Origin of the sequence: Hydrogenophaga sp. 70-12 (assembly GCF_001897365.1) — a bacterium.
GTDB lineage: Bacteria > Pseudomonadota > Gammaproteobacteria > Burkholderiales > Burkholderiaceae_C > Hydrogenophaga > Hydrogenophaga borbori.
Genome location: NZ_MKSS01000408.1, coordinates 15,861 through 38,974, shown reverse-complemented (window position 1 = coordinate 38,974; position 23,114 = coordinate 15,861). Strand labels below are relative to the sequence as shown.

Sequence of the window (23,114 nt, the reverse complement as noted above, 5' to 3'; positions counted from 1 at the left end):
TTCCCCATTCCTGTCGATTAAACGTGCATTTTTTCACGATTAATTGCGTTTAAACTGATTTAATGGCTATTTAACCTGCCTATTTTCGATATAATTACTTGCATGCAGGACTTGTCCAAAAAGCTGAAGCAGCTGGCTCGCCGCTCGACGGAGGCGGACACGCTAGTGCGATTTCTCAAGACTAGATACACCAACAACGTTCGCGTCTCCCATGTGGACTTGATGGCAAGAAAGACAGGTTTAACTGAGCGCCAGGTGCGCGACGTCCTGCAGCAAATGCAGGGTATTGGTGTCGGTAGTCTGAAGCTGGGGCGACGAGGCGCTAGGACTAGGTTTGAGTGGTCGTTTCCCGTCACTGAAGTTGCTCGCATCGCTGTCGGTGAGGAGTTATTGGATGACGCAGGCTGGGAGGAGCTCGAAAAGGAATGGTTTGCAGACGCCTTGGATTCCGACGACGAGTCATCTCAAGCGGAGCCTCCTCTGAAGATTTTTTCGGTGCCGCTGGGCGGCGGGCGCTTTGCTCGCTTGGAGCTCCCTGAGTCGTATTCGGTGCAAGACGTCGAAAAGGTTAAGCAGTTCCTGGCGCTCTTTTGAAGGGGTTGAGCTCGCAATGAAAAAGCATGAATTCCTCGATGCGGTCAATCGTCGATATGGCCTGGTGGTCTCTTTTCAGGGCGATGCGCCAGAGCGGCTTCAGAATCGAGCGGAGACGGGACTTCAAGAAACGTTCAAGCAGTGGTGTTTGCGTGTACTGGAGCGCCACCCAAAGGATGTCCTTGTATTCGGCTACCAAAAGGTGTCACCCAACACCCGTCTCAAATCTTTGCACCTGGGCGAAGACGCTCCACGATTCCAGCGTCAACCGCATAGCGCCGTTGCGGAAAAGTTGAAGCAGGACTCCTCCAAGGCCAGGCAGTTGCAAAAGGAGATTCGCGCATTGGAGCGGTGCATAGCGGACTTGGAGGAGCGTCGAGATTCACTAGAGGCCACAAGTCCGCGCAGGACTTCGGCTACGCTTGCCGAACTGCGCGATGCACTAGGTCAGTCGATGGAAGACGGACACTATGATGAACTCACGATGAGAAAGTTGGAGCAGTTCCAGCAAGGACTCCTCGAAAGGCGGTCACTGTCAAACTTGGTCCTAGACTTGGTGTCGTTCGCGGACCAGAATCGCCGCAAGCTTGTCAGACTGCAAGACTTCACCGGAACCCCGGCCTAAGCTTGGTCCGTGGGTAGTCATGATGCATTGATGCGGCTCTCTCGGAGGAGACGAGCGGGTCGTCCGCGTGACAAGGGATGGTCCACAGCATTCTCGTATGCATGTTCTCTTACGCGCGAAGGTCCGTGTCTCGCCTAAGGGCCACCTGCTCAATCAAGCTTTGGAGGCCTCTATGACTACTAAGGAAGTTGTCGTACGTCCGCTAAGTGCACAGGAGCAAGCTCAGCTTGATGCGGCTGTGCTGGCTCGCGGTCTAGACCCAATGGACTTTCGTGTGGATGCTGTCGAGTATCCGCCGCCGTCGTATGGACCAACGATTTGTCACTTCCGTTTGGTTACGCGGGACGTTGAGTCTGTGCTTTTGAGCGAGCCGGGAATGTCGTGGCTCGACAGGTTGAAGCAGCAACTTGAGGCAGGCCTGTTCGACGAGGGTGGGGCGGCTCGCATTTTCGAGGCTTTGCACACGCTCGCTCCACCGTGCGAAATTTGCCTAATCAAGACTTCGAGAGAGCGTTATGGCCGTTAGCTTCTCGCGCGAACTTACACCTGCGCTAGGCCGGCATGTTCAAGGGTGGAAAAACAGCCTCAACGAGGCTTGGCACCCCTTGGCCATGCAATGGGCCGAGGGACTTACACCAACTTCTATCAGCTCGACAAACGTGGAGCACATTTTCCCGCGGCTCGACGTGACCGACCATCGTCACGTTTTTAAAGCGTTCGACAACCTCTCGCCTGCCGCAGTCCGTGTTGTTCTTCTTGGACAGGACCCCTACCCGAACGAAGCGCAGGCCACTGGGCGGGCGTTTGAGCAAGGAGACCTGGAATCGTTCCGTGCCCAAAAGCCTCGGGTGGCGCACAGCCTCAACATGATGCTGCGAATGATGGTTAAAGCAACTGTCATCCAGGCTGATGAAAGGCCAAGAACGAAACGTGAGGACCTTCGGACGTTGCTTGCTCAAGCGCCCCTAAAAGTCGTTTCACCCACTCAGGTGTTCGACCGTCTGGTTGCACAAGGAGTCATGTTCTTGAACGCTAGCTTGACGATTTCGAAATCCGCCTCGCGAAGAAACAATGACCATCTGCGTGGCCATCTGGCGTTCTGGAGGCCGTTCGTCCAAGCGGTTCTCCGCGACCTGCTCGTGCGGAATGGCTCCGCGCCGGTGTTCCTTCTGATGGGGAAGCCGGCTCAGAGGTTGTTTGACGATATGACCGCGAGCACTTGCGCCTCGACACGCACGCGCGTCGTGCGCTCAAAGCATCCTTCGGCAAACTCATTTTGCAGAGAAGCGAACCCATTCACCTTAGTCAACGACGAGCTTTCTGCGGCAGGCGCTCAAACGGTCAAATGGCTGCCGACCTCGCTTGACGGTGCGAGCTCCAAGTAGCTGCGCTGGGTGCGCTAAAACACTATTGAAATGCATGGAGCTCATCATCGAGCAGAGCGCTCAAGATGCGGTCGAGGCGGTAGTGACTTTATGGTCGGTTCTGGAGGACATCGGCAAGTAGAGCTTGCTCGTCCTTGGGGACTGCCATGCGAGAGCGCTCGTGCGCACGCGTCACGATTCGCATGACTTGTTGCTGCGTCCAACCGGCCCGGAAGGCACTCGAGATAAAGAGCTTTAGCGAGCTCGCCACTGGTAGCTGAGGGTCTTCGGAGGCGGCGACTCTCCGCGCCTTGCGTTCGTCAAGGATGAGACACGCACCGCGACGGGCAATGGCCAAAGCTGCGCTCTCCCCATCGTCCAACCGCGTGCCAAGTGGCGGAGAGACATAGCGCAAGTACGTCTCATACTCAGCATCGGTCATGCGAACTTCGCAGAGTAGCTCGCAGCTCTGCAGTTCTGCAATAGCGGTTTCAATGGCGAGACCAGGGACAGGATGCCTGCGTATCTCGCGAAGCGTACGTTGCTCTACCAGGCACGAATGTCCTAGCCCGCGCAGGATGGCTACGGGCTCGCCACTCCCGAGAACATTGATGATGACGCTTGCATCTAATACCGGATGGCCGGTGGGAAGATGGTCAATCAGCCAGGTCAAAAACCATCTCCCCTTTGGCGCCTGCTGAACTTTCCAGAGCTTGGCGCACGTCGACTAAGTTCAGCTCCAACATCGAAGCAATTTGCTGCTCAGACAGTAGCTCTCGATGGTATGCCGAGCTCGCGAGCAGAAGCGTTCTTGGCGTGAACGGACCAACCTCTTCTTGAACCGTCATCTCCTTGGCAACGTGGTCGCGATGCGCTTGACCAATGCCTTGCCTACGAATCGCGTCATAGGTATTAGGTGGAAGCATCTCAAGACCCTCCATCCGACGGGTCATAGCCTCGATGGAGACACCAAAGAACAGTGCGAGCATCAACAGCTGACGGACCGAAAACTCGCCCGTCATGTCCTTCAGCTCCTTCGCTTTGCGACGGACTGCGGCGGCAGGGGTGAGGAAAGCAACCCCTAAGAGGTCGCAGAACTTTTCCGTTCTATCTGGTCGCTGCTCACCCTCGAAATGGACTGCGATACCTGTGGTCCGCGTGAACACATGAACGGCCTCGTGAACGGCAGTTACTCTGCGCCGAGGGAGAATGTGCCGTGAGTTCAGGAGCACGAACCCACCAAAACGTTCGTCGAAAGCAACGGCTCCCGCGATTTTTGACGGGAGGGGGCGCTCGAACAGCCGCAACCCCATTTCGAACTCCATCAACGCCCATAGATTTTGAATGGGCCCGATGCCGAGTCCAAAACGTGAGCGAAGACTTTGTGCTCCGTCCTCTGCATGTCGCTCCAGAGCCCCAGTCTTGGGGACTTCAATGTGTGGCAGGTCTACAGGTCGATGTGGGCGCCCTAGTAGCGCTTCTATCTGAAGCGTTGAATTCGCTAGCCGATTGAGCATGCTCGCCACACATGCTTCATCGCTTGCCAACTTGTCAGAAGGAGAGCTCCTGAACTGAACATCTAGTTCAATTGAGGCCTCCTCTTGGTCAAGGACGTCGGTCTCGCTGATGTCATAGAGCTCGACTAGCTGACGCAGCTCTTGAGTCGAGATGCTTCGCTTTCCAGCCTCAATGGCAACAAGCGTAGTACGGGCTATGCCCAGATTGTTTGCCGCGGCTTCTTGGGTGAGCCGCTTTAGAGTCCGCGCATGGCGAAGCTTCGCCCCGAGCACGTCAAGGCGAGCATTGATGTCGCCCATCTCAGTTCCTCGCGAGAGACGAAATCCACGACGATGGACCGCAAGCCTCGAGAAACTGCACCCATTCCGTCCGATGCTGCTGAAGAAAATGTTTCATGTTCGTTCCTATATGTTCAACCGGTTTTCCAAGCGCGCGGGCCAGAGTGGCTACTTCCGTCGTCACCCGAGGGTGGTTCGGGTTCTCGGCCAAGTCCGACAGGCGCTGCATTGCTCGTACGCTCGTGAAGGCCACATCGCGTTTTGCTGCCAGCGTGCGAGGCGGTGCTCCAGAGAACGACGCTTCAAAAGTTGCGGCTGCGAGGTTGTTCGCCTCGTAGCTCGTGGTGTCATCGATTTGAGCCCATTGCGTGGCCACTCGGCGTAACAGGCAGTTGCCGCACACTCCGCAGTGCAATGCGCGTTTGTCACGGCTTGCGTGGCGAGCGTCGTATGAGCATGACCGATGTCCAGCAAGCCACAAAGCGCTGTTCTTGTCTCGGCTGGCGAGGTCTGCGAGAACTTGGCCTTTAGTCATGAAAAGTGCGGGGTGTTCGATATCGACCCGGGTGCCGGTAAGCGCTTCGACGAGTCGAGACAAACGAGACGTGAGGCCCGGGTGACAGCTGCGATGCGGGGCTTCGTCACCGAGTGGAACGAGAGAGCCACCTAGGCTGCCCTGACCGTTTTCCGGTATCACTACCCTTGCAGGTTGCGCCATTGCCGCGCCGTACCCGGCCAGCAAGTCATAAATGAGGGGGCGAGAGCGAAACGTTGGCTCAGAGCGATGCGGCTCTTGGAAGTGAAATGCAACTTGAACTGCCTTGAGGTCTTGCTTCGCGGTGCGCCCCAAGTGCTCCCACTTCTTCAAGCTCCTCGATGCCTGTACGTTGATGAGTATGAGTTCCGCGGTCGGCGTTCGGTGCCGAATCTGAGATGCCAGTGCGTAGGAGTCCAGCCCATTGCTGTACGGCATGAAGAACCGCTCCTGTGCTGGCAGGCCCAGAAGATGCACCTGGTCAGGCGTTTTTGGCGTTCCTTTGCGAGGCCTAAAGGTCAGTTGCCAACGGTCTCCGGTCAGATACTGAAGGGCATCAGCCAATGCCTCCGAAACGCTCTTTGACTGCCACAGTTGAGGGTCAAATACCGGGATATCGAGAGACAGCACACGAGCCCAGCTTTTGCCATGCAAGCGGGGACCCGCCCGGTCGGCCGTTCGAACGGCGCTAAGCACTGCGGCGAGGTCTTCCTGAAGTGCTGACCCATCGCTGAAGCAGTAGCGATTGATATGGTCGGCTTCGATGCGGACGTGCTCGCCCAGCTGAAGTCGATAGGAGCTACGCGAACGACGGGGCGCCTTGCCTTCGTACAGCAAGACCGAGTAGTTGGCGTGAAGCTGGTCAGCGTGTGCGTTCATCAGAACATCACGGTCAAGTTGATGCCAAGACCCTCTTGAACGGTTGGTTTGCGTGCTCGCCGTTTTGGCGCTGGCCGCCGAGAGAGGTCGCAGTTCTGCAAGGCCGCATTCATGCGGCGAAGCACCTCGCCCCCGTGGCCTGGCCGCGTCCTTTCAATGCTTGCGAAAACATGTTCGATGCCATTCTCGATACCCGCTTCAATCGTGGCGCGTATCACCTGGGTGGAGCTAACTTGCCCTTGCTCCCCATTCATCAGCATGGCGTGGGCAATCTCACAGGCCCGGCGAGCAAAGTGGTCGGGCGCGACCCGCTCAAGCTCGTTCAAGGAGCGTTCTATGCGCTCCAGCCCAAACAGGTCGCGCTGCCCTCCATCAAGGAGGGCTGTGAATGCACTTCCCCACGGGGTGGGTAGCCACTGCGTGGACGACGACCATGCCGCACGCGTCATCGCGTCCGCCAGACTCCCATTCAAGTCAGGACCGGAGGCCGCCCTCACTGCTGCCCGCCAGGGACTGGTGAGAGGAAGCGAATGGTGAAGGTCGTCACGCATCGAGATGCCTTTTGACAATGACGAGCCAAGTTTCGCCTCTAGAATTGACAATGTCAACAGATTCTCGTCTCGATGCTTGTCACCGTCGGCGTGAATGCGCGCCTCGCGTTGCGCAGCTCATCTCACTTTCAGGTTGGCCTTTGGGTTTTTACCGGTGTGGCACAAGCCTGAGTGGCGCGCTTTGAGCCTTGCGGGCCAAAGTGCGGCGCGGTGTTGCGCCCGTCTGACCTTTGCGATTCACCTACAAAAACTAGATTTCCGCTTTCGATAGGTGAAGCCTGCCTCGGGGCAAACGCTCCCTTTTGTGCCGCATGACGGTCGAACGAATTCCGCTCTATGTGCCTGGTACTTGTACGTGGCCGCGCGACGGGCCCTGGCACGAAGGCATCTGCTGGTGCAACTGATTCCGAGCCGGTACACTGTTGCTGCACCCCAGGGGCCAGCGACCGCAGCAGAAAATCTCTGACGCAGCTTCTGACACTTGGGGCGGTAGGCGGGCGTGAATGACAGCGTCTGATTGCGAGTTGTTGCGGTCGACTGCGTTGTAAGCGCTTGATTTTGTTAGTTGTTGTGTGTTGAATCGCTGACACCGCACGCGTGTTTTACCCTTGAAAATCCGCGTGTCGGTGGTTCGATTCCGCCCCAGGCCACCAAGATTCGACGCCCAACCCTTCCGGTTGGGCGTTTTGCTTTCCGGGGCCCTCCCGCAGCACGCAGCCACATGAACCGCTCCGCGTTGATCGACGGCATCAAGGCCCTGGCCTCGCAGCTCATCGTGCTGCACCACCTCTCGCTCTACGCGCCCATGACCGACTGGATCGCGGACGCCTGGCCGCGGTTGGTCGCTTTCCTGTACGACGACGGCCGCTACGCGGTGCAGCCCTTCCTCGTGATCGGCGGCTTCCTCACGGCGCAGTCGCTCGGCAAGCGGCGCGGCCTCGCCCCGGTGCCCTTGATCTGGCAACGCTACCTGCGCCTGGTGCCCCAGTTCCTGGTCGCCCTGGCGCTGGTGGTGGCCGCCACGCGGTGGCTGGGCCAGGAGCTGGCGCAGCAGGACTGGGTCTCGCCGCTGCCCTCGGTGGGCCAGTTCCTCGCGCACCTGTTCTTCCTGCAGGACGTGCTGGGCGTGCCGTCGCTGTCGGCTGGCGCCTGGTACGTGGCCATCGATCTGCAGCTGTTCGGGCTGTTCGCCGTGCTGGCCTGTTTCGCTGCGCGCTCGGCCAAGCCCTTGGCCGATTCCTTCGTGCCCTTGGTGGTGGCCATCGCAACGGTGGCGTCCATCGAGGTGTTCAGCCGGCAGCCGGCGCTCGACGTCTGGGCCATCTACTTCCTCTCGGCCTACGGCCTGGGCGCGCTGGCGGCCTGGTCGCGCGGCAGCGCGCGGGCGGCCCTGTGCTGGTGGCTGACGGCCGCGCTGCTGGCGCTGGACTGGCTGCAGGACCCCCGGGCCCGGCCCATCCTGGCCCTGACCACCGCGCTGGCCCTGTACGCCGGCTCGCACCTCACCTGGCGTTCCGTGCTGAGTCCTCTGCGCCGCGCGGTGGAGCAGCTCAGCGACGTGTCCTACAGCGTTTTCGTCTGCCACTTCGCCGTGATCCTCGTGGCCAGCGGCCTGTGGGAGCGGCTGGACCTCGGCGGCCTCGGCCAGGCCTGGCTGTGGACGGCCCTGACCTGGGCCGCGGTGCTGCTGCTGGGCACGGCGGTGCAGCGGCTGTGCGACCGCTGGGTGCCGGTGTTTACTCGACCTCATTCCTTGGCGAGGACTTCCTGATGCACGCTGCTACGACTATCCGCTGCGCCGGTCTATGCCTTGCGATGCTGCTCGCGGCCTGCGGCGCTGAGTCCGCGGGCTCGGTCGCCACCGGCGCTGCGGTTAAGCAGCAGGAACTGGAAAGCGCCAAGCGTACCCAGCAGCAAGTGCAGCAGGATCTGCAGAAGGCAATCGAGATGCCAGCCGAGCGCTCGAAGCAACTCGACTAGCGATGATCTGCCGACTCGGTGCTAGCGATAAGTGGCGCTCGAATGATGAACGGCAACAGAGCCAAAACCGTTGATTGCTAGCGTCAGTTCAATATCTTGCCTGCTCAAGCGAGACCGAGGTCCAATCCAGACTTCACGAACTACCCCGGAAAGATTCTCTGGGAGCGGAAACTCAAAGTGCGTAACTATCTGGTTGCGTGACACTCGCTGGCCGATGGGGTAGTTGGTGCCCAACGTGTGATGACTATTCTTTTCGTCGACTAGCAGCATTGGCGTATGCACTACTCGAAATTCTTTTTCCTCATGAAATGCGGGGTTCTTGAACAACGGGCCGAAGCGCGCTAGCCACATGCCAAGCATGTAGTAGTCGGGTTTACCATCAGGTTCGATGCAAACGTCAGGGGAAGTCAAGCCCTTCTGAAAAGTGTCTTCGATTATTTGATTTTGCACATCTTCGTCATAAATGACTGGCCACAGCGCCGTGTTGTGCGAAGGGGCTGCGTTTGTGCTGGGAAGATGTTGTTGCACAGGAAAAGTGGAGCGACTAAAGCCGATGGCGACACCCATTGCATCGTCAGCGTAGCCCCTCCATTGGCTCAAAACATCGGCCTCTGAAGACATGCAAAATAGAAAAGCGCGAGGCTTTGTTATTTGATGGCCAAGCCTACACTGTTCTCGATCTTGGTCGGTCATTGTTGACCGGCGCCTGGTCAGTTCCCTGTCTACTATGTGGTCTGCCCAATTGCCCTCATGCGAATCGTTCATTTTCGACGCGTCACTGAGCCAGAGCTTCTTGGATTGGGCGATCGCCAAGAAAGAAAGTACTGAGCAGTAGTGGTAGAGAATTTCCATGCTCTATGCGTTGACCACGGTGAGGGTATCTCTAGGATAGATCGGCTTTGAGCACACCGATGTAGCGCCTTAGATGCCAGAGGCGGTGTTCGCGGTGTCTGGCGATGGCCTCTGAGTGAGGCCTTGCGTGCTGTACTGGCGTTCCGTGGTGCATCTGACAACCAACATTCAACGGAGCGCGCGCAAGGCCAAAAGAGGACCATTGAGATGTTGTGCCGCCGCGCTCAGCGCGGCAGGTACATCGTGGCCTCCACCTCCACCAGCACCTCGTCGCCCGGCAGGAAGCGCGAGACCTCCACCACGGTGCTCACCGGCGGCTCGTCCGGGTAGAACAGGCCGCGCACGCGGTTGTAGGGCGCGTAGTCGCGCAGGTGGCGGAAGTACTGCACCAGCTTGACCACGTCGGCCATGCGCCCGCCGTGCTCCTCGGCGAGCTGGCGGATGCGGTCGAGCACCAGCCAGCTCTGCGCCACGATGGGCGCCTCGAAGAGGTCCACCGACATCTGCCCGGTGTCGTAGCCCAGCGCGCGCAGCGCCGCGCGCGCGGCCTCGGGCAGGTCCTCGTAGCGCCGCACGGCTTCGCGCGTCGCGGGGTTCACGGCGACCACGCCGCTCATGAAGACGAAGTCGCCCACGCGCCGTGCGGCGGCGTAGCGGGCCATGGGTTGACCGGTGCTCATGTCGCCTCTTTCCTTCAGTTGGGCAAACCCCAGGCGCGCATCTTCCCGGGGTTCAGCAGGCCCGCGGGGTCGAAGCGCTTTTTCATGTCGATCACGCTCTGCGGCAGGTCACCGCCCACCTTGCCTTCTTCGATGATGTAGGTGTGCGGGTTGTTCACGCGGATGCCGTTGTCGCGGAAGGTCTGGATGATCTGGTTCAGGCGCTCCTCGGTGCTGAAGCGCACCAGCGGCAGCGAGGTGCAGGTGGTGAAGCCGTCCATGCTGCGCAGGAACTCCACGTGCATCAGCACCTCGTCGCCGAACAGCGATTGGATGGTGCGCACCTGGTCCAGGTGCTGGCCGGGCGTGAAGGTGGTCTGCAGGTAGGTCAGGCCCTTGTCGGCCTTCAGCGCGTTCAGCGTGGTGTGGTTCCAGCAGTACTCCAGCAGCGTGTGGTGCTGGGCCTGCACCTCATCGGCGGTGCGGCGGTAGGTGATGCGCCCGCCGTGCGCGGCCACCAGCTGCAGCGCCGCGGCCTCCGAGAACTCGGCCACCAGCAGCAGCGCGGCGTGGCAGCCCTGGGGCAGGTGCTCGGCCAGCGGCGCCATGTAGCCCGGGATCGGGTCGGCCAGCAGGGCGATGTTCTTCTTCACGATGCCCGGCGCGTGCGCGAGCGCGTTGCCGAAATTCAGCGCGCGGTCCATGTCGTCGAAGGCGACGATCATCTCCAGCCAGGGATGCGCCGGCGCCAGGGCCATTTCCACTTCCAGCACCAGGCCGTTGGTGCCCCACAGGTGGTGCAGCAGCAGGGCCTCGGGGCCGCGCAGCTCCACCACCTGGGGCTCGGCCTCGACGCTCATGGCGCGCACGCCGAGGATGTTGCCGGGCGCGCCGATGGGGCCGTAGTTGATGGAGCCCGCGCCACCAAAGCCGCCGCTGAACAGGCCGCCGAGCGAGGCCGTGCGGAAGGTGGAGGGGATGCAGCGCAGCTCCCAGCCGCTCGGGCGCGCGGCGGCGTCGAAGTCGCCGATGCGGATGCCGGCCTGCGCGCGGCCCACGCCGGGGCGCGCCCACAGGAACTGGCTGTAGCCGCTCATGTCGAGCAGCACGCCCCCGTGCAGCGGCACGCACTGGCCGTAGTTGCCAGTGCCGCTGCCGCGCGGCGTGAGCGGCACGCCCAGGCGCGCGCAGGCCGAGGCCAGGCGGCGCAACTCGTCTTCGGTGCGCGGGCGCACGGCGATGTCGCCGCGCTTGCCCAGCAGCTGGCGCTTGAGCACGGGGCTGAACCAGGAGAAGTCCTGCGACAGCCGGCCGACCTTGATGGGGTCGGTGATCCAGTCGAGATCGGGCAGCTCCTGCTGGAGCGATTGGATGGAAGCGTTCATTCAGATTCCTTGCGTCAGCCGTGCCTCGTCGAGGGCACCGCGGAACCGGCTCTGCCGGGCCGCAGGTGCCGCCCCCTTGAGGGGGTCGCGCGAAGCGCGGCGGGGGTGTTCAATCCTGCGCGATCTCGCTGGCGTGCCAGGAGCCGAGCGCGAGCTTGGTGAGCCAGGCCATGAGCACGAACAGGAACACGCCCGCCAGCGAGATGAGCAGCAGGGCGGCGAACATGCGCGGGATGTCGAGCTGGTAGCCGGCCATCAGGATCTGGTAGGCCAGACCGGTGTTGGTGCCGCCGGTGCCGGCGACGAACTCGGCCACCACGGCCCCGATCAGCGCCAGGCCCGAGGAGATGCGCAGTCCGCCGAAGAAATAGGGCAGGGCACTGGGGATGCGCAGGCGCCAGAGCATCTGCATGCGCGAGGCGCGGTTCATCTTGAAGTAGGCCTGCAGGTCGGGGTCGACGCTGCGCAGGCCCAGGGTGGTGTTCGAGATGATGGGGAACAGCGCGACCAGCGTGGCGCAGACCACCAGCGAGGCCGTCGGCTGCTTGACCCAGATGATGATCAGGGGGGCGATGGCCACGATGGGCGTGACCTGCAGCAGCACCGCGTAGGGGAACAGCGCGGTCTCGATCAGCCGGCTCTGCACGAACAGGAAGGAGATCAGCACGCCGACCACCACCGCGACGATGAAGGACAGCACCGTGATCTTCATGGTGATCATCAGCGAGTCGAACAGCGTGCCCCAGTCGCCGATCAGGGTCTGCATCATCAGCAGCGGCGAAGGGATCAGGTAGGGCGGCAACTCCAGGCCGACCACCAGCGCCTGCCACAGCGCGATCAGCACCACAGCGACCAGCGAGGGGTAGAGCACGCGCTGCACGCGCGGCTGGGAGAGCAGGGGGGGCTGGGCGGCGTTCATGCGCGCACCTCTTCGGCGGTTTCCTGGGTGTCGCGGCTGGCGCGGTGCAGGCTGTCCTGCAGGTTCTTGGCGTGGTGGCTGAAGTCGGTGCTGACCATGAACTCGGGGCGGCGGGGATAGGGTTCGTCGATGCGGAATTCCTCCACGATGCGGCCCGGGCGCGCGGCCATCATCACCACGCGGCTGGAGAGGAACACCGCTTCGTGGATGGAGTGGGTGACGAAGACGACGGTGAGGTTCTTCTTCTGCCAGAGCTCCAGCAGGTCGGCGTCGAGCTTGTGGCGCGTGATCTCGTCGAGCGCGCCGAAGGGCTCGTCCATGAGCAGCAGCGTGGGCTCCACCACCAGGCCGCGCGCGATGGACACGCGCATCTGCATGCCGCCCGAGAGCGAGCGCGGCAGCACCTTGGCGAACTTGGACAGGCCCACCAGCGCGAGCGCGTCGGCCACGCGCGCGTCGGCCTCGGCGCGCGGCACGCCGGCCAGGTCCAGCGGCAGGCGCACGTTGGTCTGCACGTTGGCCCAGGGCATGAGCGTGGGCGCCTGGAAGACGAAGGACAGGCGGTGGCCCGAGCGTTCGAGCTGGTTCACGCCCTCGCCCCAGAGCTTGAGGCTGCCGCTGCTGGGCTCCAGCAGGCCCGCGATCATCTTGAGCAGCGTGCTCTTGCCGCAGCCCGAGGGGCCGAGCAGGGTGACGAACTCACCCTCGCGCACGCTCAGGTCCACCGGCTGCAGGGCCACGGTGCCGTTGGGGTAGGTTTTCTGGACTTGTCGGATGTCGATGGCCACGGGGGGCGCAGCGGCAGGCGAGGGCGGGCTGGTCATCGTGAGGTGGGGGTTGTGTTGGCGGGGGAAAAAAACAAGGCCCGCGCCGGGGCGCGGCGCGGGCCGGGGGCGGTTCAGGGCAGGACCTTGATGTCGCGGACCAGGTCGAAGTCGTAGGCCTGGTCGAGGTTGACCTTGGCCGGGTCGATGAGCTGGTTCTCCACCAGGAAGGCGTGCGTCTTGAGCAGGCGCTCGCGGGTGATGGTGCCGATGCCCTGCTTCTGCGCGTCGCCGCTGGTGATGATCCCCATTTCCTTGAGCTTGCCGATGCCGTAGGCGAGCTGCTCGTCGGTCATGTTGGGGTTGTCCTTCTTGATGAGCGCGTTGCCGGCGCTGGGGTCGGCGAGGTAGGCCTTCCAGCCCTCGGCGCTGGCGCGCACGAAGGCGGTCACGGCCTGGCGGCGCTCCTTCACGGTCTTGTCCATGCAGGAGATGGTGTTGGCGTACGGGGGGTAGCCGTGGTCGGCGAGCAGGAAGGTGTTGGCCTTGATGCCCTGCTTCTGGATGGCGAAGGGCTCGGACGAGAGGTAGCCCATCTGCACGATGTTCTTGTCGGCCACGAAGGGCTGGATGTTGTAGGTGTAGGGCCGCACCTGCGAATCCTTGAAGCCGTACTTGCCCTTGAGCCAGGACCAGTAGCCGCGCATGGCGGTGGGCGCGATCAGGATGGTCTTGTCCTTCATGTCCTCGAAGGACTTCACCTGCTCGTGCGCGATCAGCACCTGCGGGTCCTTCTGGAAAACCGCGGCCACGGTGACGATGGGCAGGCCGTTGTTGCGCGCGACCATCATCTGCGTGTCGGTGGCGCCCATGATGCAGTCGGTCTGGCCCGCGCCCATGATCTGCAGGATGTTCACCTGCGGGCCGCCCATGCGCAGGCTCACGTCCAGGCCGTGCTTCTTGTAGAGCCCGGTGGCCAGGGCCTGGTAGAAGCCGCCGTGCTCGGCCTGTGCGTACCAGTTGGTCATGAAGGTGAACTTCTCCTGGGCCTGCGCGCTGGCGGCGAGGCCCAGCAGGCCGAGGGCGGTGGCGCCGAGCGCGCGGCGCAGGCGGAACAGGGGGCGAGAGGTCATGGCGGGCCTTTCTGGCTGGGGGGTGGTGGGGACGGAATCGGTGGGTGGCCTCAGTCGGCCAGGGTCTGCTGGATGTGGCCCGTGTGGTGGCCGCGCTCCCAGGTGGTTTGTTCGCGCACGACCCATTGCATGGCGTGCAGCTCGGTGATGGCCTGGACCCAGCTGTTGGCCAGGCTGTCGAGGATGGCCTCGCCCTGCTCGCGCGTGGCCGTGGTGGGATCACCGATCACGCCGCTGGGGCCGAAGTCGCGCGCCACCCAGGCGCAGGCGGGGCGGCCGTCGGCCGACAGGATCTTGGAGGGGAAGACCGGCGGGAAGGCGGCCTCGGCGCGCTCCATGTGCACGGTGTCGGGCGCCAGCGCGAGCATGAGCGCGGTCTCGGAATGGCCCGCGTGCATGGACTGCTTGCGCTCCTGGTCGCTGATGAACTGCCCGGACACGTTGGGCACGCGCGAAACGCCGAAGGGCACGATGACGAAGTCGCCGTGGCGCAGGCGCAGCTCGCGCGCGGCCATCTCCAGCACCTGGGGCTGGCCGCCGTGGCCGTTGGCGAAGACCAGCTTGCGAAAGCCCGAGCGGTAGACCGACTCGCCGAGTTCGATCATGGTGGAGAGCAGCGTGGTGCCGCTCAGCGTCATGGTGCCGGCGAAGTGCAGGTGCTCCTCGGACTTGCCGTAGCTGATGGGCGGCAGGCCGAAGGCGCGCACCTCGGCGGGCAGGCGCTCGAAGGCCTTGCCGATCACGCCGGCGGCGATCACGGTGTCGACCGAGCAGGGCAGGTGCGGGCCGTGCTGCTCGGTGGCGCCGACGGGCAGCACGATGACGGTGTTCTCGCGGTCGGGCAGGGCGGTGATCTCGGTCCAGCTCAGATAGGGCAGGAAGCGGTGCGGGGGGAAGTAGCCGTGCAGCATGGGTGGGGTTCTCTGGGGGGTGGCGGGGTCAGCGCGCGGGGGCGCCGCTGTCGTCGGTGTCGGTGTCGGTGCTCGTGTCGGTGTCGATGGCGCGGCCGCCGCGCAGCACGCGGCGCCGCGCGGCGCGCGAGGGCCAGGCCGTGGCCTCGGCGCGGTCGAAGACCACCAGGTCGGCGGGCCGGCCTTCGAGGCCGGGCGCGGCGGCCGCTGCCTCGCGGCCCAGCCAGTCGGCGCGGCACAGGGCCATCGACCAGTGGTCAAAGGCCCCGTCGAGCTGGCCCGCGAGCACCGCGGCCTGCATGGCCTCGACCGGGTCCAGGCTGCCCACGCGGCAGAACGGGTCCTGCACGTTGTCGCTGCCGATCAGCAGCGGGATGCCGCGCGCGCGCGCTTCCTTGACCAGGGTGAGGCCGCGCTGGCGCGGCGTGCGGCCGGTGGCGGCATCCTGCAGCAGCAGGTTGGTGATGGGCAGGGACACCAGGGTGATGGGCGCGCGCGCCACCGCGTCCAGCGTGGCGAGTGCGCGCGATTCCGGCTGGGCCGCCAGCGCGCAGGTGTGGCCGCAGACCACGCGGCCGTCGAAGCGCGTGGCGCGCAGGTTGCGGGCGAGCCAGGCCAGGCCCTCGGCCTCGGGGTTGAGCTCTTCGTCCACGTGCAGGTCGAGGTCCAGGCCCTCGTCCTGCGCGGCGCGCAGCAGCTCGCGCAGCGCGCCGGGGTTCCACTGGCTGCTGTGCACGAAGCCGCCCAGCAGGGCGCCCGGCCCGTCGCCGGCGATGCGCCTGGCCAGCGCCTGCGCCACGGCGCGGTCCTCGCAGGGGCCGAGCTTGACCAGCGCGACGCGCTCGATCGCCAGGCGATCGCGCCATTCGTGCGCAAGCTCGCCCATCACCTCCCAGGCCAGCGGCGTGGCCTGCGGGTCCCACCAGTCGATGTGCGTGCGCAGCCGCGTGGTGCCGGCCTGCCAGGCCCAGTGAAGGCCGCGCCGCATGCGCGATCGCAGGTCCTCGCGCGTCCAGCGCTCGCGGTCGGCGATCACCGCCTCGATGGCGCCGAGCAGGCCTGGGCGCACCGCGCCCAGGCGCGGGCCGATGAAGGCCTTGTCGAGGTGGGCGTGCGCTTCCACGAAGCCGGGCAGCACCGGCGCGCCGTGCAGGTCCCAGCGCGCCTGGCCCGCGGGCCCCTCGGCGGCGGGCAGCGGGCGCACGCGGGCGATGCGGCCGTCGGCCAGTTCGAGGCGCGCGAGCGCGGGCCGGCCCTCGTGCGTCGGCCAGTCGGCGGGCAGCAGCCAGCGCGGCAGGCGCGCGCCATGCAGCGCGGCGGGCGTGTCGGTGTCGGGCACGGGGGGCTGGGGGGTCATGCGGGGCTCGTTCGCGCCGGCTCAGATGTCCAGCGTGAGGGTGGGCGTGAGCGCGCGCGCGCAGCACACCGCCACGTGCGTGGCGCGCTCCTCGTCGGTGAGGCAGCTGTCCTGGTGGTCGGGCGTGCCGTCGAGATAGGGCGTGATGCAGGACGCGCAGATGCCCTGCTCGCAGACCGTGTCCACCGCAATGCCCGCGCCGTGCAGCACCATCGCGATGCTCTTGCCCGCGGGCACGTGCAGGCGCTGCTGGCGCCGCGCCAGGATCAGCTCGAAGCCGGCGTCGGCGCCGGGCGCGACCTCTTTCGGGGGCGCGCCGAAGTGCTCGAAATGCACGCGCTCGGCCGGCCAGTCGCGGCTGGCCTCGCGCAGGGCGGCCATGAAGCCTTCGGGGCCGCAGTAGTAGAGGTGCGCGCCGGCCGGGGCCTGGGCCACCAGGGCGGCGGGGTCGGTGCGGGTGGCGGGCGCGTCGTCGCGGTGCACCGTCACGCGCCCGCGCCAGGGCGCGGCGTCCAGCGCGGCGCGCAGCGGCAGGTGCTCGGCGCTGCGCACGAAGACGTGCAGGTCGAAGGCCGCGCCGCGCGCGTGCAGGGCGTGCGCCATGGCCACCAGCGGCGTCACGCCGATGCCGCCGCCCAGCAGGCGGTGGTGCGGCGCCTGGGGCGCCAGCGGGAACAGGCAGCGCGGGCGGCCGATGCGCAGCAGCCGGCCTTCGCGCAGGTGCTCGTGCACCGCGCGCGAGCCGCCGCGGCCGGCGTCCTCGCGCTTGACCGCGATCTCATAGCCTTCGGCGCTCAGCGCCGGCTCGCCGCAGAGCGAGTAGCTGCGCGCCAGGCCGCCGGGCAGGTAGAGGTCGATGTGGGCGCCGGCCTCGGCGGCGGGCAAGGCCTGGCCGTCGCAGCGCTCCAGGCGGTAGCCGCTCACCTCGGCGGTGTGGCGCTGCACCCGGGCCACGCGCACGGTGAATTCGCCCCGGGTGGGGTCGGCGGAAAGGGTGGCCGATGGGGCCAGGGTGTCGGGGGCGTTCAATTTTGACCGAATACTTTGACCAATTGGTCAGTATATGGGTGAGAAAGGGCTTGCACAGGCGGGATTACCCGGGGACGGTGGGGTGGGGGGCGCCGGCCGCGCGCGGCTCAGGCCGGCAGCAGGCCGCAGCCGCGCAGCACGAAGGGGATCAGCTCGTTGGCCACGGCCTCGCGGTCCAGCGGCGCCTGCGGGCCCTGGCCGCAGATCTCGCGCACCTGCAGCGCGAAGTCGGCGTGGTGCTGCGTCATGGCCCAGATGTGCATGAGCAGCAGGTGGGCGTTCATGGGCCGCATCAGGCCGCGCGCCATCCAGCCGTTGAGGATGGCCACCTCTTCCTCGACCCAGATCCGCGCCTTGGGCCAGTAGCGGTCGAGGTTGTGGCCGCCGTCCAGGATCTCGCGCGTGAAGATGCGCGAGACGGTGGGCTGGTCGAAGGCGTGGTCGAGCTTCAGTCGGATGTAGTGGGCCAGGATCTCGGCCGGCTCGGTCATGCCCGGCGGCGCGAACGGGATCTTCCAGGCCATCATCACCGAGTCGAGCAGCTCGGCGTAGAGCTCCTCCTTGCCGGCGATGTAGTAGTGCAGTTGGGGCTTGGTGAGGCCCGCGCGCTCGGCGATGGCCTGGGTGGACGTGCCCTTGAGGCCGTGCAGACTGAACTCCTGGATCGCCGCTTCGCGGATGGCGGCGAGGATGCGCTGGCGGCTTTCGCGCGCGGGGCGTCGCGCCGGGGGAGGGGCTGCTGCGGTCATGGCGGGCGGGCATGATAGCGCGCCCGCCCCAAGGTCGCGTGCGACTCAGGCCCGCGGCTTGAGCGCCACCGCCTCGATCTCCACGCGCACCGGCGCGATCAGGCCCGCGATCACGGTCGAGCGCGCCGGCGCGGTGGCGGCCGGGAAGCGCTCGGCGTAGGCCGCGTTGAAGCCGGGGTAGTCCTGGCCGTCGACCAGCCACACGGTGGTCTTCACCACGTCGGCCAGCGTGCAGCCGGCGCGGCGCAGGATGTCCTCGATCAGGTCGATCGTGTAGTGCGTCTGGCTCACGATGTCCTCGCCCGCGGGCTGGCCGTTGCGCATGGGCACCTGGCCGGCGACGAAGACCAGCCGCTGATCGGCCACCACGGCGGGCGAGATCGGTTGCACCACGCCGGCCCGCTGAACCGGCGGGCCGACGTGGAGGATGTCCGGGTTGTTCGGCATCGCTGGGCGGGACTCAGTCGGGCTTCACGCCGGCGGTCTTCACGATGGTGGCCCACTTCTTGTTCTCGGCCTCGATGAAGGCCTTGTACTCGGCCGCGCCGCTGCCGCCGAGCTTGAAGCCGCGCGAGACGAAGTACTCCTGGATGTCGGGGCTGGCGAGCGCGGCGTTCACGTCCTTGTTGAGCTTGTCGACGATGGCCGCGGGCGTGCCGGGCGGCGCGAACAGGCCTTGCCACGACAGCGCCTCGAAGCCCGGGTAGCCGCTCTCGGCCACGGTGGGCACGTTGGGGAACATGGGGTGGCGCTCCTTGGAGGTGACGGCGATCGGCGTCACCTTCTTGGCCTCGATCTGCGGCATCACCACCAGGATGTCGCCGAACATCAGGTCGATCTGGCCGCCCATGAGGTCGGTCAGCGCGCCGGCGCTGCCGCGGTAGGGAATGTGCAGCAGCGCGGTCTTGGTCGCCAGCTCGAACATTTCGCCCGTGAGGTGCATGGACGTGCCCGTGCCCGGCGAGCCGTAGGTGATGGAGCCCGGCTTGGCCTTGGCGGCGGCCACCAGCTCGGCCACCGTTTTGGCGGCCACGCGCTCGCCTTTGACCAGCAGCAGCGGTGCGGTCACCACGGCCGTCACGGGCGTGAAGCCCTTCACCGGGTCGTAGGGCAGGTTGGGGTAGAGCGAGCCGGCGATGCCGTTGCTGCCGGTCACGCCCAGCAGCAGCGTGTAGCCGTCGGGGGCCGACTTGGACACGTGGTCCGCGCCCACCGTGCCGCCCGCGCCGGGGCGGTTGTCCACGATGACGGTCTGCTTCCATTGCGCGGCGAGCTTCTCGCCGAGCTTGCGGGCCAGCAGGTCGGTGCTGCCACCGGGCGGGAAGGGCACGACGATGCGCACGACCTTGCTCGGGTAGGTGTCCTGCGCGGCCGCGGCCAGCGGGGTGAGCGCGGCCAGGCCCAGGGTGGTGCCCGCGGCCAGCGCGCTGACCAGGGTTCTGCGGTTGAGGGCGAAACGTTTCATCGGGGATCTCTCTTTCAAGTGGGTGGGTTCATTGGCGTGGCATGGCCTCGCCCCATGCGCCTCCTCCGGCCGTTTCTATGACGAGCCTGTCTCCCGCGGACCAGTCGACGCGCGCCCTCGCGGGCAGCACGTCGACGCGTCCATCGGTTCTTTCGATGCGCGCGGCCGAGGGCGCGCCGTCGCCGCCCCCTTCGCTGCCGCGCGCACGGCTGACATGGCGCTCGCCCCGGTAGGAGACGCTGCCATGGCCTTCCAGCAATTCATACACCCGGCGCACGCCATGGCCGCCGGAGAAGCGGCCCGCGCCGCCCGATCCCTCGCGGACCGCGTAGCAGTGCACGCGCACCGGCGCTTCCGACTCGATCACCTCGAGCGGCGTGTTGCGCGCGTTGCCCACGTCGGTGGACACGCCGCTGGTGCCGTCGCTGCGCGCGCTGGCGCCGGCGCCGCTGGCGATGATCTCGGTGAACAGCCAGCGCTGACCGTCGGCGCGCGCGCCGCCGAGCGAGAGCACCGTGGCCACGCCGGCGTTGGCGGCCATGGGCTCGCGCGCCGCGCCCGAGGACCAAGCGCCAAGCAGGGCGTTGCAGGCCAGCTTGAGCGTGGCGGTGCGCGCGTTCACCGCGGCTGGCAGGCGCGGGTTGACCACGCTGCCCTCGGGCAGCACCCAGCTGGCTGGCACCAGGCAGCCCGCATTGTTGGGCGCCTGCGGCGCCAGCGAGCGCATGAAGAACAGGATGGCCGACACCATGCTGGAGGGCGAGGCGTTCACCGGCCCGCGCGTCTGTGGCGAGGAGCCGGTGAAGTCGATGTGCAGGGTGTCGCCCCGCTTGCGCAGGGCGACCGCGATGCGCACCGGCGTGTCGCTGATGCCGTCGCCGTCGAGCTGGTCCCGCCAGTGCCATTCGCCATCGGGCGCGGCGCGCAGGGCCTCGCGCGTCAGGCGCTCGGACTGCGCGAGCAGGGCCTCGCACACGGCCTCGAAGGCCGCGCCGGTGCGCGCGCGCAGCGCGGCGGTTTCCTCGGCGCCCAGGCTCACGGCCGACCACTGCGCGTTCAGGTCGCCCAGCAGGTTGCCGGGCGTGCGGCTGTTGGCGCTGAGCAGGGCCTCGATGTGCGGGTCGGGCGCGCCGGCCACGCGCCAGCGCACCGGCGGTATGCGCAGGCCTTCCTGGTAGATCTCGGTCGCGTCGGGCGGGATGGAGCCGGCCGCCACGCCGCCCACGTCTTGGTGGTGCAGGATGGCCGCGGCCAGCGCGACCACCGCGCCGCCGCCGAACACCGGCCGCACCACGATCAGGTCGGGCAGGTGCGTGCCGCCCGACCAGGGGTCGTTCATCAGCCAGGCGTCGCCGTCGGCCATGGCCTCGACGGGGCAGCGCCGGAGCAGGCCCGCGACCGCCGGAATGAGCGAGCCCAGCAGCAGCGGTAGCGAGCGCGCCTGCGCGAGCAGGCGGCCGTCGGGCAGGAAGACCGCGGCCGCGCAGTCGCCGCCCTCGCGCGCGATGGAGGAATAGGCCGCGCGCATCATGCGGCTCTGCATGCGGTCGGCGATGCCCTGCAGCGCCAGCCGAACGGGCTCCATGAGGATCAGGTGCTCGTGGTTCATGCCCTGGGCTCCCGGGCCCCGTCGCGCGACAGCAGCAGCGCGCCGTCGGCCACCAGCGCCCAGCGCCAGCCCGCGGGCACCCACACCGTGGTGGTGGCGGCGAACAGCGCGCGCGGGCCCAGGCCCTCGGCCGGGCAGCCGGCCCACAGCGCGGGGTCGGGGCGCAGGTGCCGGGCGCTCACGCCGGGCTGGGGCAGGGTTTGTTCAAACACGCCGCGCAGCAGCAGGGCCTGCACCTCGAAGCGCGCAGGCAGCTGGCCGCGCAGGGACTCGTAGCGCTCGGCGAAGCGCGCGCGCAGCGTGGCCAGGTCGTCGCCGGTGTCCCAGGGCACCTCCACCGGGTTGCCCTGGCCCACGATCAGCAGTTCGAGGCTCCAGCGCGGCGTGCCCTCGCGCACCGAGCGGTGCAGCGCCTCGCGGCGTTCGCTCAGCGCGCCGAGGCCCTCGTGGTCGAGCGCCAGCGCGCAGGACCATTCCAGCGTGCGCGTGGGCGGCGAGGCCAGCAGGCCCAGCGCGGCGATCACGCCGGCGTGGGGAATCACGCGCACGCGCGGCACGCCCGCGAGCTCGGCCACCTCGGCCACGTGCTGGGCGCCGCCGCCGCCGGCGGCCACCAGCTCGCAGTCGGCGGGGTGGATGTCGCGCTGGAAGGCGCGCATCTTCACGCTCTCGGCCATGGCGGTGGCGGCGGTGGCGACGATGGCGCGCGCCGCGTCCTGCGCGTCCAGGCCCAGCGGCGCGGCCACGTCCTTCTGAATCGCGGCGCGCGCGCGCGCCGCGTCCAGCGCCACGCCGCCCGACAGCCGCTCGGGCAGGCGGCCCAGCAGCACCAGGGCGTCGGTCAGCGTGGCCTCGGTGCCGCCCAGGCCGTAGGCCGCGGGGCCGGGCCAGGCGCCTTGGGAGCGCGGGCCCAGCCGCAGGCCACCGCCCGCGTTCACCGTGGCCAGGCTGCCGCCGCCGATGGACAGGGACTCCACGTCGGCGCAGCGCAGGCGCAGCGTGAGATCGCCGCACAGCAGCGCGTCGCTGAACAGCGGCCGGCCGCCGTCGAGCAGGCCGATGTCGGTGCTGGTGCCGCCCACGTCCACGGACATCACCACGCGCGGTTCGTCGGCGGGCAGGCTCGCGGCCACGCCTTGCAGGGCCGCGCAGGGGCCCGACATGGCCAGGCCGATGGGGCGCGAGGCGGCCTCGGGCCAGGGCGCGATGCCGCCCTCGGAGCGCATCAGCGCGGGCTCGGGCAGGCCGCGCTCGCGCAGCGCCTCGCCCAGCGTGCGCAGGTAGCGCTGCACCAGGGGCTTACTGTAGGCGTCGAAGGCCGTGACCAGGAAACGTTCGAACTCGCGCGGCTTGGGGTCGACCTCGCTGGAGACCGAGACCAGCAGGTCGGGTTCGGCCTGCAGCAGCCAGTCGCGCACCTGCTGTTCGTGCACGGGCCGCAGGTGGGCGAACAACAGGCACACCGCCACCGAGGCGATGCCGCGCGCGCGCAGCTGGTGCGCGATCGCCATCACCTGCTCGCGGTCCGGCGCCTCGACCTCTTCGCCGCGCGCGCCAATGCGGCCGCGGATCTCGAAGCGCAGCTCGGCGGGGAACAGCCGGCGCTCGGGCGTGGGCGGCGCCACCACCGGGGTGTAGAGGTCGCGGCGGTCCTGGCGCGCGAGCGCGAGCACGTCGCGCAGGCCGGTGTTGGTGAGCACGGCCACCGGGCCGGCGTCCTGTTCGAGCAGCAGGTTGGTGACCACGGTGGAGCCGTGCACCAGGCGCGCCACCTGCGCGGGCGCGATCTTCTGTTCGTCCAGCAGGCGCTGCACCGCGCCCAGGATGGGCTGCACCAGCTCACCCGCTTCGCGCGGGTGCTTGAGCGCGCGCAGCTCGCCGTCGCTGGAGCAGGCGACCACGTCGATGAAGGTGCCCCCCATGTCCACGCCGATGGCCCACTGCGTGTTCATGGCCGT

23 protein-coding genes are annotated in these 23,114 nt (G+C 66.6%); 5 read left to right on the top strand and 18 right to left on the bottom strand.

The features are described 5' to 3' along the window. Window positions 1-102: 102 nt before the first annotated feature. The 3 genes from BGO22_RS21170 (at window position 103) to BGO22_RS21160 (ending at window position 2,604) form a co-directional block, all read left to right on the top strand. The gene (locus BGO22_RS21170) at window positions 103-594 is read left to right on the top strand and encodes a hypothetical protein (protein WP_286852380.1); all 492 of its coding nucleotides are present in this window, start codon (window positions 103-105) and stop codon (window positions 592-594) included. Window positions 595-610: 16 nt separating this feature from the next. Then, the gene (locus tag BGO22_RS21165; RefSeq protein WP_286852379.1) at window positions 611-1,219 is read left to right on the top strand and encodes a hypothetical protein; all 609 of its coding nucleotides are present in this window, start codon (window positions 611-613) and stop codon (window positions 1,217-1,219) included. A gap of 515 nt (window positions 1,220-1,734) precedes the next feature. Beyond that, window positions 1,735-2,604 carry a uracil-DNA glycosylase family protein gene (locus BGO22_RS21160; RefSeq protein ID WP_286852378.1) on the top strand — a complete coding sequence of 290 codons (870 nt, stop codon included), beginning with the start codon at window positions 1,735-1,737 and terminating at the stop codon, window positions 2,602-2,604. Between the two features lie 88 nt (window positions 2,605-2,692). Here BGO22_RS21160 and BGO22_RS22430 read toward each other — a convergent pair whose 3' ends face one another. From BGO22_RS22430 to BGO22_RS21145, 4 genes are read right to left on the bottom strand one after another with little or no spacing between them, the layout of a single operon-like run. Next, the gene (locus BGO22_RS22430) at window positions 2,693-3,256 is read right to left on the bottom strand and encodes a PIN domain-containing protein (RefSeq protein ID WP_502686489.1); all 564 of its coding nucleotides are present in this window, start codon (window positions 3,254-3,256) and stop codon (window positions 2,693-2,695) included. Continuing rightward, on the bottom strand, window positions 3,240-4,400 hold the full coding sequence (locus BGO22_RS21155) for a helix-turn-helix domain-containing protein (protein WP_286852377.1): 1,161 nt from the start codon (window positions 4,398-4,400) through the stop codon (window positions 3,240-3,242). The genes BGO22_RS22430 and BGO22_RS21155 overlap by 17 nt, the downstream gene beginning before the upstream one ends. A gap of 1 nt (window position 4,401) precedes the next feature. Next, window positions 4,402-5,793 (bottom strand): hypothetical protein, encoded by a 1,392-nt coding sequence (locus BGO22_RS21150; RefSeq protein ID WP_286852376.1) that lies wholly within the window; start codon window positions 5,791-5,793, stop codon window positions 4,402-4,404. Continuing rightward, complete coding sequence (locus BGO22_RS21145; RefSeq protein WP_286852375.1) at window positions 5,793-6,119, bottom strand: hypothetical protein; 327 nt, start codon at window positions 6,117-6,119, stop codon at window positions 5,793-5,795. Before BGO22_RS21145 ends, BGO22_RS21150 begins: the two co-directional genes overlap by 1 nt. 946 nt (window positions 6,120-7,065) lie before the next feature. Between BGO22_RS21145 and BGO22_RS21140 the strand changes: the two genes are divergently transcribed. Continuing rightward, complete coding sequence (locus tag BGO22_RS21140; RefSeq protein WP_286852374.1) at window positions 7,066-8,115, top strand: acyltransferase family protein; 1,050 nt, start codon at window positions 7,066-7,068, stop codon at window positions 8,113-8,115. After that, a complete protein-coding gene (locus tag BGO22_RS21135) occupies window positions 8,115-8,324 on the top strand; it encodes a hypothetical protein (protein ID WP_286852373.1) in 210 nt (69 codons plus the stop codon). The genes BGO22_RS21140 and BGO22_RS21135 overlap by 1 nt, the downstream gene beginning before the upstream one ends. Before the next feature lie 21 nt (window positions 8,325-8,345). On the opposite strand, the gene BGO22_RS21130 is transcribed toward BGO22_RS21135, so the two are convergent. From BGO22_RS21130 to BGO22_RS21065, 14 genes are all read right to left on the bottom strand, one after another. Beyond that, on the bottom strand, window positions 8,346-9,176 hold the full coding sequence (locus tag BGO22_RS21130) for a DUF2971 domain-containing protein (RefSeq protein ID WP_286852372.1): 831 nt from the start codon (window positions 9,174-9,176) through the stop codon (window positions 8,346-8,348). 224 nt (window positions 9,177-9,400) lie between these two features. Beyond that, window positions 9,401-9,856, bottom strand: a complete 456-nt coding sequence (locus tag BGO22_RS21125) for a RidA family protein (RefSeq protein ID WP_070400486.1) — start codon at window positions 9,854-9,856, stop codon at window positions 9,401-9,403. Between the two features lie 14 nt (window positions 9,857-9,870). Then, window positions 9,871-11,220 (bottom strand): FAD-binding oxidoreductase, encoded by a 1,350-nt coding sequence (locus BGO22_RS21120; RefSeq protein WP_070400485.1) that lies wholly within the window; start codon window positions 11,218-11,220, stop codon window positions 9,871-9,873. A gap of 109 nt (window positions 11,221-11,329) precedes the next feature. After that, window positions 11,330-12,139, bottom strand: coding sequence for an ABC transporter permease (locus BGO22_RS21115; protein ID WP_286852371.1), 810 nt, complete (start codon window positions 12,137-12,139; stop codon window positions 11,330-11,332). Beyond that, a complete protein-coding gene (locus tag BGO22_RS21110) occupies window positions 12,136-12,963 on the bottom strand; it encodes an ABC transporter ATP-binding protein (RefSeq protein WP_286852370.1) in 828 nt (275 codons plus the stop codon). The genes BGO22_RS21115 and BGO22_RS21110 overlap by 4 nt, the downstream gene beginning before the upstream one ends. A 74-nt stretch (window positions 12,964-13,037) precedes the next feature. Continuing rightward, window positions 13,038-14,036, bottom strand: a complete 999-nt coding sequence (locus BGO22_RS21105; protein ID WP_070400482.1) for an ABC transporter substrate-binding protein — start codon at window positions 14,034-14,036, stop codon at window positions 13,038-13,040. A 50-nt stretch (window positions 14,037-14,086) separates the two neighbouring features. After that, complete coding sequence (locus BGO22_RS21100; RefSeq protein ID WP_070400481.1) at window positions 14,087-14,947, bottom strand: creatininase family protein; 861 nt, start codon at window positions 14,945-14,947, stop codon at window positions 14,087-14,089. Between the two features lie 28 nt (window positions 14,948-14,975). Continuing rightward, window positions 14,976-16,304: an amidohydrolase family protein gene (locus tag BGO22_RS21095; RefSeq protein WP_286852369.1), complete on the bottom strand. Its 1,329-nt coding sequence runs from the start codon at window positions 16,302-16,304 to the stop codon at window positions 14,976-14,978. Window positions 16,305-16,325: 21 nt separating this feature from the next. Next, a complete protein-coding gene (locus BGO22_RS21090) occupies window positions 16,326-17,333 on the bottom strand; it encodes a PDR/VanB family oxidoreductase (RefSeq protein WP_286852368.1) in 1,008 nt (335 codons plus the stop codon). 107 nt (window positions 17,334-17,440) lie between these two features. Continuing rightward, complete coding sequence (locus BGO22_RS21085; RefSeq protein WP_286852367.1) at window positions 17,441-18,082, bottom strand: TetR family transcriptional regulator C-terminal domain-containing protein; 642 nt, start codon at window positions 18,080-18,082, stop codon at window positions 17,441-17,443. Window positions 18,083-18,127: 45 nt separating this feature from the next. After that, window positions 18,128-18,529, bottom strand: a complete 402-nt coding sequence (locus BGO22_RS21080) for a RidA family protein (protein WP_070400478.1) — start codon at window positions 18,527-18,529, stop codon at window positions 18,128-18,130. A gap of 13 nt (window positions 18,530-18,542) precedes the next feature. Further along, the gene (locus tag BGO22_RS21075; protein ID WP_286852366.1) at window positions 18,543-19,547 is read right to left on the bottom strand and encodes a Bug family tripartite tricarboxylate transporter substrate binding protein; all 1,005 of its coding nucleotides are present in this window, start codon (window positions 19,545-19,547) and stop codon (window positions 18,543-18,545) included. 28 nt (window positions 19,548-19,575) lie between these two features. After that, window positions 19,576-21,156 carry a hydantoinase B/oxoprolinase family protein gene (locus tag BGO22_RS21070; RefSeq protein WP_286852365.1) on the bottom strand — a complete coding sequence of 527 codons (1,581 nt, stop codon included), beginning with the start codon at window positions 21,154-21,156 and terminating at the stop codon, window positions 19,576-19,578. Next, window positions 21,153-23,108, bottom strand: coding sequence for a hydantoinase/oxoprolinase family protein (locus BGO22_RS21065; RefSeq protein ID WP_286852364.1), 1,956 nt, complete (start codon window positions 23,106-23,108; stop codon window positions 21,153-21,155). The genes BGO22_RS21070 and BGO22_RS21065 overlap by 4 nt, the downstream gene beginning before the upstream one ends. Window positions 23,109-23,114 lie beyond the last annotated feature (6 nt).